Annotated in this window: 15 protein-coding genes; 8 read left to right on the top strand and 7 right to left on the bottom strand. The window is 59.6% G+C overall.

Going from position 1 to position 16,321, the window contains the following annotated elements; all coding sequences use genetic code 11:
- Positions 1-16: 16 nt before the first annotated feature.
- From BM074_RS06200 to denD, 7 genes are all read right to left on the bottom strand, one after another.
- Positions 17-1,819 carry an IlvD/Edd family dehydratase gene (locus tag BM074_RS06200; RefSeq protein WP_027230769.1) on the bottom strand — a complete coding sequence of 601 codons (1,803 nt, stop codon included), beginning with the start codon at positions 1,817-1,819 and terminating at the stop codon, positions 17-19.
- A 21-nt stretch (positions 1,820-1,840) separates the two neighbouring features.
- Positions 1,841-2,740 (bottom strand): carbohydrate ABC transporter permease, encoded by a 900-nt coding sequence (locus tag BM074_RS06195; RefSeq protein WP_027230768.1) that lies wholly within the window; start codon positions 2,738-2,740, stop codon positions 1,841-1,843.
- Between the two features lie 22 nt (positions 2,741-2,762).
- Entirely contained in the window at positions 2,763-3,695 is a 933-nt protein-coding gene (locus BM074_RS06190; RefSeq protein ID WP_091920515.1) for a carbohydrate ABC transporter permease, read from the bottom strand.
- A 73-nt stretch (positions 3,696-3,768) separates the two neighbouring features.
- Positions 3,769-5,082 (bottom strand): ABC transporter substrate-binding protein, encoded by a 1,314-nt coding sequence (locus BM074_RS06185; RefSeq protein ID WP_091920513.1) that lies wholly within the window; start codon positions 5,080-5,082, stop codon positions 3,769-3,771.
- Positions 5,083-5,197: 115 nt separating this feature from the next.
- Positions 5,198-6,262, bottom strand: coding sequence for an ABC transporter ATP-binding protein (gene ugpC / locus BM074_RS06180; RefSeq protein WP_091920511.1), 1,065 nt, complete (start codon positions 6,260-6,262; stop codon positions 5,198-5,200).
- A 64-nt stretch (positions 6,263-6,326) separates the two neighbouring features.
- Positions 6,327-7,103, bottom strand: a complete 777-nt coding sequence (locus BM074_RS06175; protein WP_091920509.1) for an SDR family oxidoreductase — start codon at positions 7,101-7,103, stop codon at positions 6,327-6,329.
- Between the two features lie 3 nt (positions 7,104-7,106).
- On the bottom strand, positions 7,107-8,090 hold the full coding sequence (denD, locus tag BM074_RS06170; protein ID WP_091920507.1) for a D-erythronate dehydrogenase: 984 nt from the start codon (positions 8,088-8,090) through the stop codon (positions 7,107-7,109).
- A 153-nt stretch (positions 8,091-8,243) separates the two neighbouring features.
- Here denD and BM074_RS06165 point away from each other — a divergent pair, with 153 nt between their 5' ends.
- The 8 genes from BM074_RS06165 to BM074_RS06130 all read left to right on the top strand — a co-directional run bounded on the left by BM074_RS06165 (position 8,244) and on the right by BM074_RS06130 (position 16,251).
- Positions 8,244-9,269 (top strand): LacI family DNA-binding transcriptional regulator, encoded by a 1,026-nt coding sequence (locus tag BM074_RS06165; protein WP_091920505.1) that lies wholly within the window; start codon positions 8,244-8,246, stop codon positions 9,267-9,269.
- Between the two features lie 92 nt (positions 9,270-9,361).
- A complete protein-coding gene (locus tag BM074_RS06160; protein ID WP_027230761.1) occupies positions 9,362-10,126 on the top strand; it encodes a DeoR/GlpR family DNA-binding transcription regulator in 765 nt (254 codons plus the stop codon).
- 73 nt (positions 10,127-10,199) lie between these two features.
- Complete coding sequence (glpD, locus tag BM074_RS06155) at positions 10,200-11,789, top strand: glycerol-3-phosphate dehydrogenase (RefSeq protein WP_091920504.1); 1,590 nt, start codon at positions 10,200-10,202, stop codon at positions 11,787-11,789.
- A gap of 78 nt (positions 11,790-11,867) precedes the next feature.
- Positions 11,868-12,950, top strand: a complete 1,083-nt coding sequence (locus tag BM074_RS06150; RefSeq protein ID WP_091920502.1) for an ABC transporter ATP-binding protein — start codon at positions 11,868-11,870, stop codon at positions 12,948-12,950.
- 9 nt (positions 12,951-12,959) lie between these two features.
- Complete coding sequence (locus BM074_RS06145) at positions 12,960-14,024, top strand: ABC transporter ATP-binding protein (protein WP_091920499.1); 1,065 nt, start codon at positions 12,960-12,962, stop codon at positions 14,022-14,024.
- A gap of 60 nt (positions 14,025-14,084) precedes the next feature.
- Positions 14,085-14,951 carry a carbohydrate ABC transporter permease gene (locus tag BM074_RS06140; protein WP_091920497.1) on the top strand — a complete coding sequence of 289 codons (867 nt, stop codon included), beginning with the start codon at positions 14,085-14,087 and terminating at the stop codon, positions 14,949-14,951.
- 1 nt (position 14,952) lies between these two features.
- The gene (locus BM074_RS06135) at positions 14,953-15,858 is read left to right on the top strand and encodes a carbohydrate ABC transporter permease (RefSeq protein ID WP_027230756.1); all 906 of its coding nucleotides are present in this window, start codon (positions 14,953-14,955) and stop codon (positions 15,856-15,858) included.
- Positions 15,859-15,969: 111 nt separating this feature from the next.
- Positions 15,970-16,251 carry a DUF2160 domain-containing protein gene (locus BM074_RS06130; protein WP_027230755.1) on the top strand — a complete coding sequence of 94 codons (282 nt, stop codon included), beginning with the start codon at positions 15,970-15,972 and terminating at the stop codon, positions 16,249-16,251.
- The last annotated feature ends 70 nt before the right edge of the window (positions 16,252-16,321 follow it).

Raw genomic sequence — 16,321 nt, 5'->3', positions numbered from 1 at the left:
TGTCCTCCCTGGACGCTCAGTGGTTGTCGCGCGGCAACCCCTTCGTCTGGGCAATGCGCTGGTAATTGACCGCGGGCTTCAGCACCATGCCTTCATCGAGCTGACCGACCATGCCGCGCTGGATTTCCTGCCAGGGCGTCTGGCTCGCCGGATATTTGTATCCGCCGGCGGCCTTCAGGTCGTCCTTGCGCTTCTGAAGTTCCTCGTCGTCGATAAGGATATCGGCCGTGCCCTTGAGGAGATCGATACGTAGATGATCGCCGGAGCGTACCAGTGCGAGCCCGCCATTGACCGCGGCTTCCGGGGAAGCATTGAGGATGGATGGCGAGCCGGACGTTCCGGACTGGCGGCCATCGCCAAGACACGGGAGCGCGTGAATTCCCTTTTTCAACAGATAGGCCGGTGGCTGCATGTTCACGACTTCAGCCGCTCCCGGATAGCCGATAGGCCCGGTACCGCGCATGATCAGGATGCTGTGCTCGTTGAGCGCGAGCTTCGGATCGTCGATGCGATGGTGATAGTCCTCGGGACCTTCGAATACCTCGGCGATGCCTTCGAAAGCTTCCGGATCATCCGGATTGGATAGATAGCGCTCACGAAATTCTTCCGAGATCACACTGGTCTTCATGATGGCGCTGTCGAAGAGATTGCCCTTGAGATTAATGAACCCGGCCTTCTTCTTGAGCGGCGCTTCGAACGGCTTGATCACCTCGGTATTCAGGTTCTCGGCATTCTCGCAATTGCTGCCGATGCTCTTGCCGTTGACGGTCAGCGCGCCGGGATGCGGCAGCTTGCCCGCCTTCATCAGCTCGGCGACGACTGCCGGGACGCCCCCCGCCCTGTGGTAGTCCTCGCCGAGATATTCACCGGCTGGCTGCAGGTTGACGAGCAGCGGAACGTCGTGGCCGAGTGTCTGCCAGTCGTCATTGTCGAGCGGAACGTCGAGGTGGCGGGCAATTGCGTTCAAGTGGATCGGGGCATTGGTGGAACCGCCGATGGCCGAGTTGATGACGATGGCATTCTCGAAAGCCTGACGCGTCATGATATCGGAGGGCTTCAGGTCCTCGCGCACCATTTCAACGATGCGTTTGCCGGTATCGTAGGAGATCTGGCCGCGCTCGCGATATGGCGCGGGAATTGCCGCACAGCCGGGCAATTCCATACCGAGCGCCTCGGCGAGCGAGTTCATCGTGGTCGCCGTGCCCATCGTATTGCAATAACCAACGGATGGCGCCGACGAGGCGACGATATCCATGAACTCGTTGTAGTCGATTTCGCCTTCGGCGAGCTTCTCGCGCGATTTCCAGACGATGGTTCCAGAGCCTGTGCGCTCGCCGCGATGCCAGCCGTTGAGCATGGGGCCAACGGACAGCGCAATCGCAGGAATGTTGACCGTTGCGGCGCCCATCAGCATGGCGGGCGTGGTCTTGTCGCAGCCGATGGTAAGGACGACGCCATCGAGCGGGTAGCCGAAAAGCACTTCGACGAGGCCGAGATAGGCGAGGTTGCGGTCGAGCGCAGCGCCCGGACGCTTGCCGGTCTCCTGAATCGGATGCACCGGAAATTCGAAGGGAATGCCGCCGGCCGCAATGATGCCGTCGCGCACGCGCTTGGCGAGTTCGATATGGTGGCGGTTACAGGGCGAAAGATCGGAGCCAGTCTGGGCAATGCCGATGATCGGCTTGCCCGACTGCAGTTCCTCGCGGGTCAGGCCATAGTTCAAATAGCGTTCGAGATAGAGCGCGGTCATCCCCGGATTGTCGGGATTATCCCACCATTCCTGCGAACGGAGCTTTTTCGGGGTGCTGGACGTCGTCATTTTGAAAGAACTCCTGGTGAGTTACTCCTTGACCGCGCCGGTCATGGAGGAAACGTAATAGTCAACGAAGAACGAGTAGAGAATGACGACGGGCAGCGACCCGAAAAGGGCGCCCGCCATCAGTGATCCCCACTCGAAGACATCGCCTCGAACCAGCTCCGTCAGGACACCGACTGGGACAGTCTTGTTTTCCGAGGATTGGATGAAGGTGAGTGCATAGATGAACTCATTCCACGACAATGTGAAGGCAAAAATGCCCGCCGAGATCATTCCCGGCACCGCCAGCGGCAATATGACCCTGACGAGGATCTGCCAGCGGGACGCGCCATCGACGAGCGCACTCTCTTCGAGCTCGAAGGGTATGGAGCGGAAATAGCCCATGAGCAGCCAGGTGCAGAAAGGAATGAGGAACGTCGGATAGGTGAAGATCAAGGCCCAGCGCGTGTCGTAGATGCCGAACTTGAAGACGATAACGGCAAGGGGAATGAAGAGGATCGAAGGCGGAACCAGGTAGGCGAGGAAGATCATCAGGCCGACCGAGCGCGACCCCGAAAACCGGATGCGTTCGATGGCATAGGCTGCAAAGACCGAAGCGGCGAGTGAAAGGAAGGTTGCGCATACAGAAATCACCACCGTGTTCCACAGCCAGCCTGGATAGGAGGTCTCGAACAAAAGGTACTTGATGTGGTCGAGCGTCGGGCCGACCACCCAGAACGGGCTGAAATTGCTGTAGTCGGTCAGCTGCGAATTCGGCTTCACCGCGGTGATCGCCATCCAGTAGAACGGAAAAAGCAGCACGAAGACGAAGACCGCAAGCGGCAGGTACAGCACCACAATGCGTCGCGGCAGGCGATTGAGATAGCTCATGCCCTGCGCATCGTCGGTAAGCGGTTGGGCGTTGCTCTGTTCGGTAATGCTCATGATGCTGTCCTCCTTGTTCCGCTCAATCCTGTCCGCCCTGTTGCCACTTGCGGCGCTGCAGGCCGAAGAAGCTGAACAGGATCGAAGCAAGCAGGAACGGGATCATGGCAACCGCAATCGCGGCTCCCTCGCCGAGCTGGCCGCCGGGGATGCCGCGCTGGAACGACAGCGTTGCCATGAGGTGCGTGGCATTGACCGGGCCGCCCTTGGTCAGAACGTAGATCAGCTGAAAATCGGTGAAGGTAAAGAGTACCGAGAAGGTCATCACCACCGCGATGATCGGCGTCAGCATGGGCAGTGTGATGAAGCGGAAACGCTGCCACGGTGTTGCCCCATCGAGCGAAGCCGCCTCATGCAGCGACTGCGGGATCGTCTGCAAGCCGGCAAGCAGCGAGATGGCGACGAAGGGAATGCCGCGCCAGACATTGGCGGCGATCACGGAAGCGCGCGCATTGTTGGGTTCGCCGAGGAAGTTGATCGGGGTGTCGATCCAGCCGAGCTGTATGAGCGACCAGGAGATGATCGAGAACTGCGCATCATAGATCCACCAGAAGGCGAGGGCGGAAAGGACGGTCGGCACGACCCAGGGCAGAAGGATGATCGCCCGGAAGAACGACTTGAACGGCAGGTTCTCGTTGAGAATGAGCGCGAGCCACAGGCCAAGGATGAATTTCAGGATCGAGGCGAAGAGCGTGTAGAAGACGGTGTTGCTGACGGCCATCCAGAACACCGAGTCGCCCGCCAGCGCCTCGTAGTTTTCGAGGCCGATGAAGACGCCGTCGCGCCCGATCTTCGCATCGGTGAAGCCGAGCCAGACCCCGAGGCCGAGCGGATAGGTCAGAAAGCACAGGAGAAAGACCGCTGCAGGCAGCATGAACAGTGCGCCGATGGCGGTATTGCTGCGCGCGAAGGAGCGGAAGGCGGATTCCTGCTTTGCGGTTTGCGTCATTGTCATCGGAAGTCTCCGGTTTCCTCGTCAGCGCTGGAGGATCTTCCGCCGCGCTGGCGGCGGAAGATCGTTCGCATGCCTAAAGCGTGTAGTAGCGGTTGGCGCGCTTTTCCGCCTGGGCGATGGCGTCTTCCGGTGACATCTGGCCGGTAACGGCCGTCGCATACATGTCGACGAGCACGTAGTCGGCCATCACGCCGGCCGAAGCGGTTCCGAGCGGACCGGCATAGCCGTTCGGCCGCAGCGTCTCGGATGCCTTGGCATAGGCGGCATGGATCGGGTTCGATGTCCAAACCGGATTTGCTGCAAATTCCTTCAGCGGCTGGCAGCAATAGGCACTGGCCCCCGTGATCCAGGCGTTCATGTTGTCGGCCTGATACATGAACTGCAGATAGGCTTTTGCTGCTTCCGGATATTTGGTGTGCTTGAAGATCGAGATCGTCGAAGTCTGGTGCAACTCGACCGACTGTCCGACCGGACCGATCGGCAGGTTGACCGAGCGCATGTCGTCGGCAATCGCCTTCATGGCCGGATCCTTGATCGCGGCATAATACACCGAAACGCCGTTGGCGGTCAGCGATACCTGGCCGGCAAGGAATGCACGGTTGTTGTTGACGTCCTGCCAGCTTTCGGTGCCCGGAATGAAGGTCTTGTATAGCTCCTGCGCGTACTTGACCGATGCAAGCGTCTCGGGGCTGTTGATGACAACCTTGCCGCTCTCGTCGACCATCTTGCCGCCATGGCTCCACAGCAGCCAGTGAGCGTAGTTGTTGCCGTCGCCGACAGCCTTGCCGTGCGGGAAGCCGGCGGGCGTTCCCTTGGCATGCAGGGCCTTGCAGAGCTCGAGGAAGCCCGCCGTGTCTTTCGGAAACTCGCTGAAACCCGCAGCCTTCATGTGGCTGTCGCGATAAACGACGGCATTGCCGATGGCGCAGAGCGGCAGCGCGATGAACTTGCCATCGCGCTTGGCATAGCCTTCAAGACCCGGATACCAGCCGCCATGCGCCGAGCCGAGATATTCGCCAAGCTCCGTCACGTCGACGAGCTTGTCAGGATATTGCTGCGGATCGTCGAACCAGCTCATGACCATGTCGGGACCGGAGCCGACATTGGCGGCGACAGCCGCCTTCGGGCGAACGTCTTCCCAGCTTTCCTTGTCGATGCGCACCTGAACGCCGGTGGCGTCGGTGAACTTCTTGGTGTTTGCGAGCCAGGCCGCCTCTTCGGCCGGAACGAACGGCACCCAGCGCAACAGACGCAGCGTGGCGCCTTCCTCCGGCTTGTATGCCGGCGCCGACTGGGCGAAGGCTGGGGTGAGGCCGAAGCGATTGAGCCCGGCAGCCGCGACGAGCCCTGCTGACGCGCCAAGAAGATGTCTTCTATTGATGGTCATTGATTCTCCTCCATGGTTTAAGTCCTCTCCCGGAACGCTCCCACGTTCCCGGCAAATTGCATTCGGGGACAATCATGCACGGCGCCTGCTGCCCCGAACGGCAGGCAGCCGCTTGTCAAACCAGGCGCTGGCCCGTTTCCGCGTCGAACAGATACGTGGCTTCCGCGTGGATGGAGAGCCCGATTGTTTCGCCGGGCTTGGCGCTGACGCGCTGGTGAAAGACGCCGGTAATATCATCGCCGCCAATACGCATAATCATCTGGGTTTCCGAGCCGGTCGGCTCGATGACCACGACCTCTGCCGGGATGCCACCACTGCTGATGGTCATGTGTTCGGGGCGCAGCCCATAGATCAACGCGCGTCCCTTGGCGCTCTCCGGCGCCTTCGCGACGGGGAGGACGATGCCCTTGTCGGTCACGAACTTGGCATTGTCGTTCGGATCGAGCTTGCCCTTGATCATGTTCATTGCAGGCGAGCCGATGAAGCTTGCCACAAACAGATTAGCCGGCTGATCGTAGAGTTCGAGCGGCGCACCGATCTGCTCGACGATACCGTCGTGCATGACCACGATCTTGTCGGCCATGGTCATGGCTTCGATCTGGTCGTGCGTCACATAGACTGTCGTGGTCTTCAGGCGCTGGTGCAGTTCCTTGATTTCCGCCCGCATGGCAACGCGCAGCTTCGCGTCGAGGTTCGACAGGGGCTCGTCGAAAAGAAAGACCTGCGGGTCGCGAACGATGGCGCGCCCCATCGCGACACGCTGGCGCTGGCCGCCCGAAAGCTGCCGCGGAAAACGTTCGAGAAGATGCGACAGGCCGAGGATTTCCGCAGCGGGCTTCACACGCTTGTCGATCTCCGACTTTGGTGCGCCCTTGAGCTTGAGCGAGAAAGCCATGTTGTCGGCAACCGTCATATGCGGATAGAGCGCATAATTCTGGAATACCATGGCGATATCGCGCTCTTTAGGCGCGAGACCGTTGACGACCTGGCCGCCAATGCGGATTTCGCCGGCCGAGATGTTTTCAAGTCCGGCCAGCATGCGCAGCAACGTGGACTTGCCGCAGCCTGACGGGCCGACAAGAATAACGAATTCGCCATCGGCAATCTCGATATCGACGCCCTTGATGACCGGGTGCGTCCCGAATGATTTTCGTACGTTGGCGAATTCAACCGATGCCATGCGTTCTCCTCCAAATACTGTCCATGTGGCGGCGATTCTCCCGACCGCTGCCGTCGATGTCGAATTAGCCGCGTCCGACGAGCGGCATCTTCGTTGCCATGATCGTCATTGTCAGCACGTTTGCTTCCAGAGGCAGGCTCGCCATGTGCACGACGGCGTCACCAATATGGTGGGCAGGGATCGTCGGCTCGCTTGCCGTCTCGCCGTTCGCCTGCAGGACACCGCTGGACATTTTCGACGTCATTTCCGTGCCGGCATTGCCGATATCGATCTGCCCGCAGGCAATGTCGAACGGACGGCCGTCGAGCGCGGTCGATTTGGTAAGACCGGTCACGGCGTGCTTTGTTGCGGTATAGGGCGCGGAATGGGGCCTGGGCGTCTGCGCGGAAATCGAGCCATTGTTGATGATACGTCCGCCGCGCGGCGTCTGCGCCTTCATCAGTTTCATGGCTTGCTGCGTGCAGAGGAACACACCGGTCAGGTTTGCCCCGACAATGGCGTTCCAATGATCGAAAGTGAGTTCTTCCATCGGAATGTTCGGCACATTCACGCCGGCATTGTTGACGAGGAGATCAAGACGTCCGAACTCTGATTTGATCGCATCGAAGAGACCTGAAACCGATTGGGGGTCGCTGACATCCGCAGTGATCGCCTTGACTTTGCCGCCTGTCTCGGCGGCGAGCGCCTTTGCCGTATCCTCAAGCACATCCTCGCGCCGCCCGGAGATGACGACCGTATAGCCCGCACCGAGAAGCGCTGCCGAAATTGCTCGGCCAACACCTGTGCCACCGCCGGTGACGAGGGCAATCTTGCCCTTGCCGGATTCCTGATTGTAAGCCATGCCCTAAATGTTCCCGCCGAGTTCGTCTTCGATATGCGCCTTGATGATGTCATCGAAGGCGGTTTCAGCCTTGAAGCCTAATGCTGTGGCCCGTTTCGTATCGAAATCCGTGGCCCAGCCTGCAACGATCTTCTGGATTGTTGCATCCGGCTCGCGCCGGATCAACCTTACAGCTTTTTCCCCGGCAACGCGTTGCAGAGCCGCAATTTCCTCGCCTACCAGGGCGGAGAGGCCAGGCATGGAAAGATTGCGCCGGTCGCCGACCTTTTCGAGATCAAGGCTTGCAGCGTGAAGGAAGAACCCGACGGCGGAACGCGGGCTTGCGAACCAGTGGCGAACGCTTTCATCCACGGGCAATACCGCTTCCTGGCCGACAAGCGGTTCGCGCAGGATATTGGAAAAGAAGCCGGACGCCGCCTTGTTGGGCTTGCCCGGGCGGATGCAGATTGTCGGCAGGCGAATGCCTATGCCATCGAAGAAGCCGCGGCGGCTATAGTCTGAGAGCAAAAGTTCGCAAATAGCCTTCTGCGTGCCATAGCTCGTCAGCGGTGTCGTGAAGAACTCGTCGCCGATCTTTTCCGGGAAGGGCTGTCCAAAAACCGCGATGGACGAAGCAAAGACGACGCGCGGCTTGTAGGGCGACTTGGCGCTCTCGATCCTGATCGCTTCGAACAACTGCCGGGTGCCATCAAGGTTTACCTTGTAGCCTTTTTCGAAATCGGCTTCGGCTTCGCCAGAAACGATCGCAGCGAGATGAAAGATGAGGTCGGGGCGGCTCGCAATCAGTGATTCGGCGACGCCGGGTTCCGAAAGGTCGGCAGCACGCGAGGTCGAAATGCTTGCGAGCGAAGCTGGAGCATCAGGCTTGATGACATCGACGAGAATGAGCTTTTCAATGTCCCTGCCAAGCGCGCCCGGCTGCGATGCGATCTTATCGAGCAATTTGCGGCCAACCATTCCGGCTGCACCGATGACCAGTACGTGCATGGGCAAGAATCCTCCGAAGGGCCTCTCCCAAGACCCGAAAACACTAAACAATGACAGCGCTGTCATAAAGTTATGCACACTGACTAGCATTCATCAAGCGCTTTATGGTAGCGCTGTCATAAAATAAATTTCGTCAGCCGTCCGGATTGACACATGCCGCGCAAACGCAACGCTCATCGCAGCCCTGACCTGCCGACCCTGGCGGATGTCGCGCGTCTTGCCGGCGTCAGCGAAATCACGGCGTCGCGTGTCGTTCGCGATCGTGGACCAATCGCCGATTCCACCCGCACGCGCGTCCTCACCGCGATCGCCGAGCTTGGCTATATTCCAAACCGCGCCGCCGGCAGCCTCGCCTCTGCCGGCTCGACACTGATGAGCGTGCTGCTGCCGTCCCTCTCCAACATCGTCTTTCCAGACGTTCTGCGCGGAATTCATTCGGCGCTGACACATACGGCCTACCAGCCCGTCATCGGCGTGACAGACTACGATCCGCTGATCGAAGAGCGCATCCTGCTATCGTTTCTAGCCTGGCAGCCTGCGGCAGTGATCCTCGCGGGGTTGCACCATACCCCGACCGCGCGCCGTCACCTCGAACATGGTCGGTTTCGCGTCGCCGAACTCATGGACATAGACGGCGACCCTGTCGATATCGCCGTCGGCATGTCACACCGGCAGGCGGGCTATGAAACCGGCCGCCACCTGGTTCAGCGCGGCTATCGCCGGTTTGGCTATGCCGGTCATAGCGTCGCTACGGATGATCGCGCCAGCGCGCGCTACGAAGGGCTTTGCACCTCTTTGCGGGAGGCCGGGCTTTCGCTTATTGCCGAGCACAGGCAGCCTGGTCCGAGTTCGACGAAGGCGGGGCGGGAGTCGCTGGAAATTCTCCTTGGTGCCGAGCCTTCCCTCGACGTTGTGGTCTTCCCCAACGACGATATGGCGATGGGCGGCATTTTCCATTGCATGCACAGCGGGATCGCAGTCAGGGAAAAGCTCGGTATCTTTGGCTTCAACGGGCTCGACATAGGGCAGGCCATGCCGATGCCACTTTCGACCATTCTGTCCCGGCGTTTTCTCATCGGGCTCACGGCGGCCGAGAAGCTCATTGAAAGCCGTGAAAGGCCGCAGGAAAAGACGATTATCAACACCGGCTTCGATATTATCGAGGGCGCCACCGCCTGAAAAAGGCGCAGTTTCGCATCGGGCTCGATTGACATGTGATCATTTTCGTTTTCGTATGATGCGTGAAAAAACGAAAATGAAAGTCCACGTCCATGTTCCTGTCCTCCCGGCACGCCGAAATCATCGAAATGGCCAAGGAACATGGGCGCGTCCTCGTTGACGATCTCGCGCTTCATTTCAATGTGACCCCGCAGACGATCCGTAAAGATCTGAACGACCTCTGCGACCAGCGCCTGCTCAACCGTATCCATGGCGGCGCTCTTTTTCCGTCAGGCATTCAGAACCTGGAATATGAATCGCGCCGCCTGATTGCCGCAGCGGAGAAGGAAGCAATCGGACGCGCCGCCGCCGGCCTGATACCTGACAATGCATCGCTCTTCGTCAACATCGGAACGACCACGGAAGCGGTTGGACAGGCCCTGCTTGATCGCAAGGGTCTCATGATAATCACCAATAATATCAATGTTGCCAATAAGTTACGTGTCTACCCCGATATCGAGGTGGTCATCGCTGGCGGCGTCGTCCGGGGCTCGGATGGCGGCATTGTCGGTGAGGCGGCGGTCGATTTCATCCGCCAGTTCAAGGTGGATTTTGCCGTCATCGGCACCTCCGCCATCGATGCCGACGGCGCGCTTCTCGACTTCGATTTTCGTGAGGTGAAGGTGGCGCAGGCAATCATGGCGAATGCGCGCCATGTGATTCTCGTTTCCGATTCCACCAAGTTCGAGCGCACCGCGCCGGTACGGATCGGGCATCTTTCGCAGGTCCACACCTTCATCACCGATCGATGCGAGAGCGAGGCCATCCGCAGAATTTGCGCCGATGCCGACGTACGCCTGATTGAAACATCGGCTTGATTGGGGCTCTTGTGCGGGGCGAAGTTGCGCTATATAGTTCATTTCAGTTTCGTATTGCTTTCGTAATCGCCTCATGTATGTTTCGCAATTGCGAACAAATGGTGCGCTGCGAAATCATGGGTGGGGATTGCTGGGCTTGGCTGAACAGATCTACGATATCTTCGTGATCGGCGGTGGCATCAATGGATGCGGCATAGCCCGTGATGCCGTCGGCCGTGGCTTTTCAGTGTTCCTCGCGGAGATGAACGATCTTGCCAGCGGCACGTCCTCCGGTTCGACCAAGCTCATCCACGGCGGCCTGCGTTACCTTGAATATTATGAATTCCGGCTCGTACGTGAATCATTGATGGAACGCGAGGTGCTTTGGGCCAACGCGCCGCATATCATCTGGCCGATGCGTTTCGTCTTGCCGCACCATGCGGGCCTTCGCCCTGCCTGGCTGTTGCGGCTCGGCCTCTTCCTCTACGACCATATTGGCGGGCGCAAGAAGCTGCCGGCAACGCGCACGCTTGACATGACCCGCGACCCGGCAGCCAAGCCGCTTAAATCGCTTTATACCCGCGCCTTCGAATATTCGGATTGCTGGGTCAATGATGCGCGCTTCGTTGCGCTCAATGCGCGCGATGCCGCGGATCGCGGCGCTGTCGTGCGTACACGCACCCGCGTCGTCAGCGCCCGGCGCGACGCCGAGACTTGGACCTTGACCCTGAAGGACGGTTTGACCGGCGAGACGGAGGAGGTTCGCGCCCGTCTCGTCGTCAATGCCGCGGGACCCTGGGTCGACGAGGTTTTGACTGGCGTCGTCGGCGCCAATGACGCCCACAATGTGCGGCTCGTGCAGGGTAGCCATATCGTCGTGCGCAAGAAGTTCGACGATCCGCGCGCTTATTTCTTCCAGAACACCGATGGCCGCATCATATTCGCCATTCCCTACGAGCAGGATTTTACCCTTATCGGCACCACCGACCAGGATTATCACGGCAATCCCGCCGAGGTGAAAATCAGCGACGCCGAGATCGATTATCTTTGCGCCGCGGCGAGCGAATACTTCGTCGAACCGGTCAAGCGCGAACATGTCGTGTGGACCTATTCCGGCGTGCGCCCGCTTTATGACGACGGTGCGTCCAAGGCGCAGGAAGCGACCCGCGACTACGTCCTCAAGGCCGACGCGGTGGAAGGTAAGGCGCCGCTTCTCAACATCTTTGGCGGCAAGATCACGACCTACCGACGGCTGTCGGAACATATGCTGGAAAAGATCGAAGCGTTTCTCGGAAAGCGCGGCCAGCCCTGGACCGCTGCCGGCAAGCTGCCCGGCGGTGATTTTGCCGCGACGGCGTTCGACGCAGAATTGCAGAAACTGAAAACCGACTACCCCTTTCTGGATGCGGCGCATGCACGGCGGCTGTTCCGCCTTTACGGCACCAAGGCACGCACGCTGCTTGGCAAGGCCACGTCGATCGAGGACCTAGGCAAGAATTTCGGTTCCGATCTCTACGAGGCCGAAGTACGCTACCAGATTGCACATGAATGGGCGGTCACGGCGCAGGACGTGCTGTGGCGCCGCACCAAGAAGGGTTTGCACCTGACTGCCGACGAGGCTGCCGCGCTCGACCGCTTCATGGAAGATGCGGTGGACCGGCGGCGCAGGCTGGCGGCGGAATAGACTGGAATGAAATCGGGCGATGGGACGGAGGGTCCACATCGCCGGGGCGGCAAGCGTCGCTCAAAGGGAGGACCACGAATGCTTGAATTGCGCGATGTATCGAAGGTGGTGGGCGGCAAGCCCCATCTCAGCGATATTTCGCTGACTTTGCAACACGCCACGCTGAACGTGCTCCTCGGGCCGACCCTGTCGGGCAAGACCAGCCTGATGCGCATCATGGCCGGCCTTGACGTGCCGACCTCGGGTTCGGTGTGGTTCGACGGCAAGGATGTGACGGGTATTCCGGTGCAAAAGCGCTCGGTTGCGATGGTTTATCAACAGTTCATCAATTATCCGGCCTTCACCGTCTATGAGAACATTGCCTCGCCGATGCGCGTTGCAGGTCTGGACGCCAAGACCATCGATCGCGAAGTGCGCAAGGCGGCCGAGCTGTTGAAGCTGACGCCATATCTCGACCGCACGCCGCTCAATCTTTCGGGCGGCCAGCAGCAGCGCACCGCGCTCGCGCGTGCCATCGTCAAGAACGCCAAGCTCGTGCTCCTTGATGAACCGCTGGCCAATCTCGACTACAAGCTGCGCGAGGAACTGCGGCAGGAACTGCCGAAGATTTTCGCGGAGTCGGGCACGATCTTCGTCTACGCGACAACCGAACCGCATGAGGCGCTCCTGCTTGGCGGAAATACGGCAACGCTGGCTGAAGGCCGCATCACCCAGTTCGGGCCGACTATCGACGTCTTCCGCCGCCCGGATGATTTGATCACCGCCCAGACTTTTGCCGACCCGCCGCTCAACACCATCGCGCTGGCAAAGTTCGGCAAGGCCTTCCAACTCGAGGGCGGGGTGACACTGCCGGTCCCGCCCCATCTCGCTGATTTCGCCGACGGGACCTATACGATCGGTTTCCAGCCGCACCATATCGAGACAACACGGGCTCATCCCGATGAGATCGCCCTGAAGGCAACGGTCACGGCGACTGAGATCACCGGTTCTGAAAGTTTCGTGCACCTATCCTTCGCCGATGCGCGCTGGACCATGCTGACCCATGGCATTCATATCTACGCACCCGATGAACAGATCGACATTTTCATCGACCCACGCAACCTGATGATTTTTGACGCGGCCGGCAATTCCGTCACCCGCGGTCAGAAACGCGCGGCATAGGGGCTGGCCATGGCACGCATCGACCTCAATCATATTCGCCACGCCTACGTCCCCAACCCGAAGTCGGACAAGGATTATGCACTGAAGGAAGTGCACCACAGCTGGGAGGACGGCGGCGCCTATGCCCTGCTCGGTCCCTCCGGCTGCGGCAAGACCACGCTCCTCAACATTATCTCGGGTCTCCTCCATCCGTCGCACGGGCAATTGCTGTTCGATGGCGAGGACGTCACCAACCTTTCGACCCAGGAACGCAATATCGCGCAGGTGTTCCAGTTTCCGGTCATCTACGACACGATGACCGTATACGATAACCTCGCCTTTCCCTTGCGCAACCGCGGCGTTCCAGCGGCCGAAGTCGACCGCAAGGTCAAGGAAACGCTGGAGATGATCGATCTGGCGAGCTGGGCCAACAAGAAGGCGCGTGGCCTGACGGCGGACCAGAAGCAGAAGATTTCGCTCGGCCGCGGCCTCGTCCGCTCCGACGTCAATGCCATCCTCTTCGACGAGCCGCTCACGGTCATCGATCCGCACATGAAGTGGGTGCTGCGCTCCCAGTTGAAGGTGCTGCACCAGCGCTTCGGCTATACCATGGTCTATGTCACCCACGATCAGACCGAAGCCCTCACCTTCGCCCAGAAGGTGGTGGTTATGTATGACGGCGAGATCGTGCAGATCGGCACGCCGGAAGAATTGTTCGAGCGGCCAAAACACACTTTCGTCGGCTATTTTATCGGCTCTCCCGGCATGAATGTGATGCCGGTCGAGATCGAGTCCGGCGCCGCCCGCATTGGCGAGCATCAGATTCAGCTGCCGTCGCCATCGGCTCCCATAGCCGGCAAGGTCGAACTCGGCATCCGCCCGGAATATGTGCGGCTCGGCCGCCTCGGCATGCCCGTTAAAATCGCCAAGGTCGAGGATATTGGCCGCCACAAGATCGTGCGCACCCGCCTCGGCACGCAGGAGATCGCCGTTATTGTCGGCGAAGGCCAGGAAATTCCGGCCGAACCGCACATCGCCTTCGATCCGAAGGGCATCAATATCTACGCCGATTCCTGGCGCGTGGGAGGGAACTGATAATGCATGGTATGACCTTTTGGTCCGCGACCCTCCGCACACTGGCAGGAGGCAATAGCCATGGATAAGACCTGGAACAACAAGGCCTGGTTCATGGTGCTGCCGGTGCTGTTGCTGGTGGCGTTTTCGGCCGTCATTCCGTTGATGACCGTCGTCAATTATTCGGTGCAGGATACGTTCGGCAACAATCAGTTCTTCTGGGCCGGCACAGAATGGTACGAGGAAATCCTGCATTCGGACCGCTTTCACGCAGCGCTCGGTCGCAATCTCGTCTTCTCTTTCATCATCCTCGCCATCGAGGTGCCGCTCGGCATCGTCATCGCCCTGAATATGCCTCGCCGTGGCTGGGGCGTTCCCGTCTGCCTCGTCCTGATGGCGCTGCCGCTGCTCATTCCCTGGAACGTCGTCGGAACGATCTGGCAGGTCTTCGGCCGCAACGATATCGGCCTTCTCGGCCATACGCTGGAAAGCCTCGGCATCAAGTACAATTATGTGCAGAACCCGCTGCACGCCTGGTTCACGGTCATAATCATGGACGTGTGGCACTGGACGAGCCTCGTCGTACTCCTTTGCTATGCCGGTCTCGTCTCGATCCCCGATGCTTTCTACCAGGCTGCCAAGATCGATGGCGCGTCGCGCTGGGCGGTCTTCCGCTACATCCAGCTGCCGAAGATGAACCGCGTGCTGCTCATCGCCGTGCTCCTGCGCTTCATGGACAGTTTCATGATCTACACCGAGCCCTTCGTCGTCACCGGCGGCGGTCCCGGCAATTCCACGACATTCCTGTCGATCGACCTCGTCAAGATCGCCATTGGCCAGTTCGACTTGGGGCCGGCAGCAGCAATGTCGATCATCTACTTCCTGATCATCCTTCTCCTGTCATGGATATTCTATACCGTCATGACCAACTACGATGCGGAGCGCTGACATGTCGGTGCAGAACGAAACCCTTGCACGCACAAGCGGACGGCCTGCCGCCGAGCAGCGGCAGATCGACAAGGCGCTGGCCCGCAGGATGCGGCGGCGTGGCGACGAGTCGAAATTCTGGTGGCTGGTCCCGACGCTGTACATCATCTTCCTGCTGCTTCCGATCTATTGGCTCGTCAACATGAGCTTCAAGACCAACCAGGAGATTTTGACCACTTTCACGCTGTGGCCGCAAAATCCGACACTTCACAATTACGCGGTGATTTTCACCGACCCGTCATGGTATCGCGGCTACATCAATTCGATCATCTATGTCGTCATGAACATGGTGATTTCGGTGCTGGTTGCCCTGCCTGCGGCCTATGCCTTCTCGCGCTATCGCTTCCTTGGCGACAAGCACCTGTTCTTCTGGCTGCTGACCAACCGCATGGCGCCGCCAGCAGTGTTTGCGCTGCCGTTTTTCCAGCTCTATTCGGCATTCGGCCTCATTGATACACATATCGCGGTGGCGCTGGCGCACTGCCTGTTCAACGTACCGCTCGCCGTCTGGATCCTCGAGGGTTTCATGTCGGGCGTGCCGAAGGAGATCGACGAGACCGCCTATATCGATGGCTATTCGTTCCCGCGCTTTTTCGTGAAGATCTTTGTGCCGCTTATCGCGAGCGGTATCGGCGTCGCCGCCTTCTTCTGCTTTATGTTTTCTTGGGTGGAGCTCCTGATCGCCCGTACGCTGACGACAACCGATGCCAAGCCGATTGCGGCAACGATGACACGTACGGTTTCAGCGTCAGGCATGGATTGGGGGCTGTTGGCCGCCGCCGGCGTGTTGACCCTGATCCCGGGCGCCATCGTCATCTACTTCGTCCGCAACTATATCGCCAAGGGCTTCGCCCTGGGGAGGGTGTAATGACGGGCTTGGAGAAGCGTGCGCTGAGGATAGCGGAAGCGCGCGTGCTCGGGAGTGCGCCAAGAATAGCATCCCGTTCTGACTTTAGATTTGCACGGAAGGAGGCCTGACATGGACCTTTCATGGATGGCATGGACCGTGCCGACCGCGCTGTTCTTCATGACGATCTTCCTTCTGCTGATCGGCATGGCGGTGTGGGAATACTTCTCGCCGGGCGGCAATCCGCGCATCGGCATATTGCGCTTTGAAACGACGCGAGGCGACCGGCTTTTCGTGTCGCTGCTCGGCGCCGCCTATATCCATCTTGCCTGGCTTGGCCTCGTTGGTCCCAACCTCTGGTGGGCTCTGGCAATTTCGGTGGTCTACGCCATAGGCGTGTTCCGCTTCGTCTGACTTATGAAATTGAGACAGGGCATTCCGCCCTGTCCCAACAATGCAATCGCAGCAACTCTGGGAGGACAAC

This window comes from Phyllobacterium sp. CL33Tsu (assembly GCF_900113985.1).
Classification (GTDB): Bacteria; Pseudomonadota; Alphaproteobacteria; order Rhizobiales; family Rhizobiaceae; genus Phyllobacterium; species Phyllobacterium pellucidum.
This window is presented reverse-complemented; position numbering and strand designations above follow the sequence as displayed.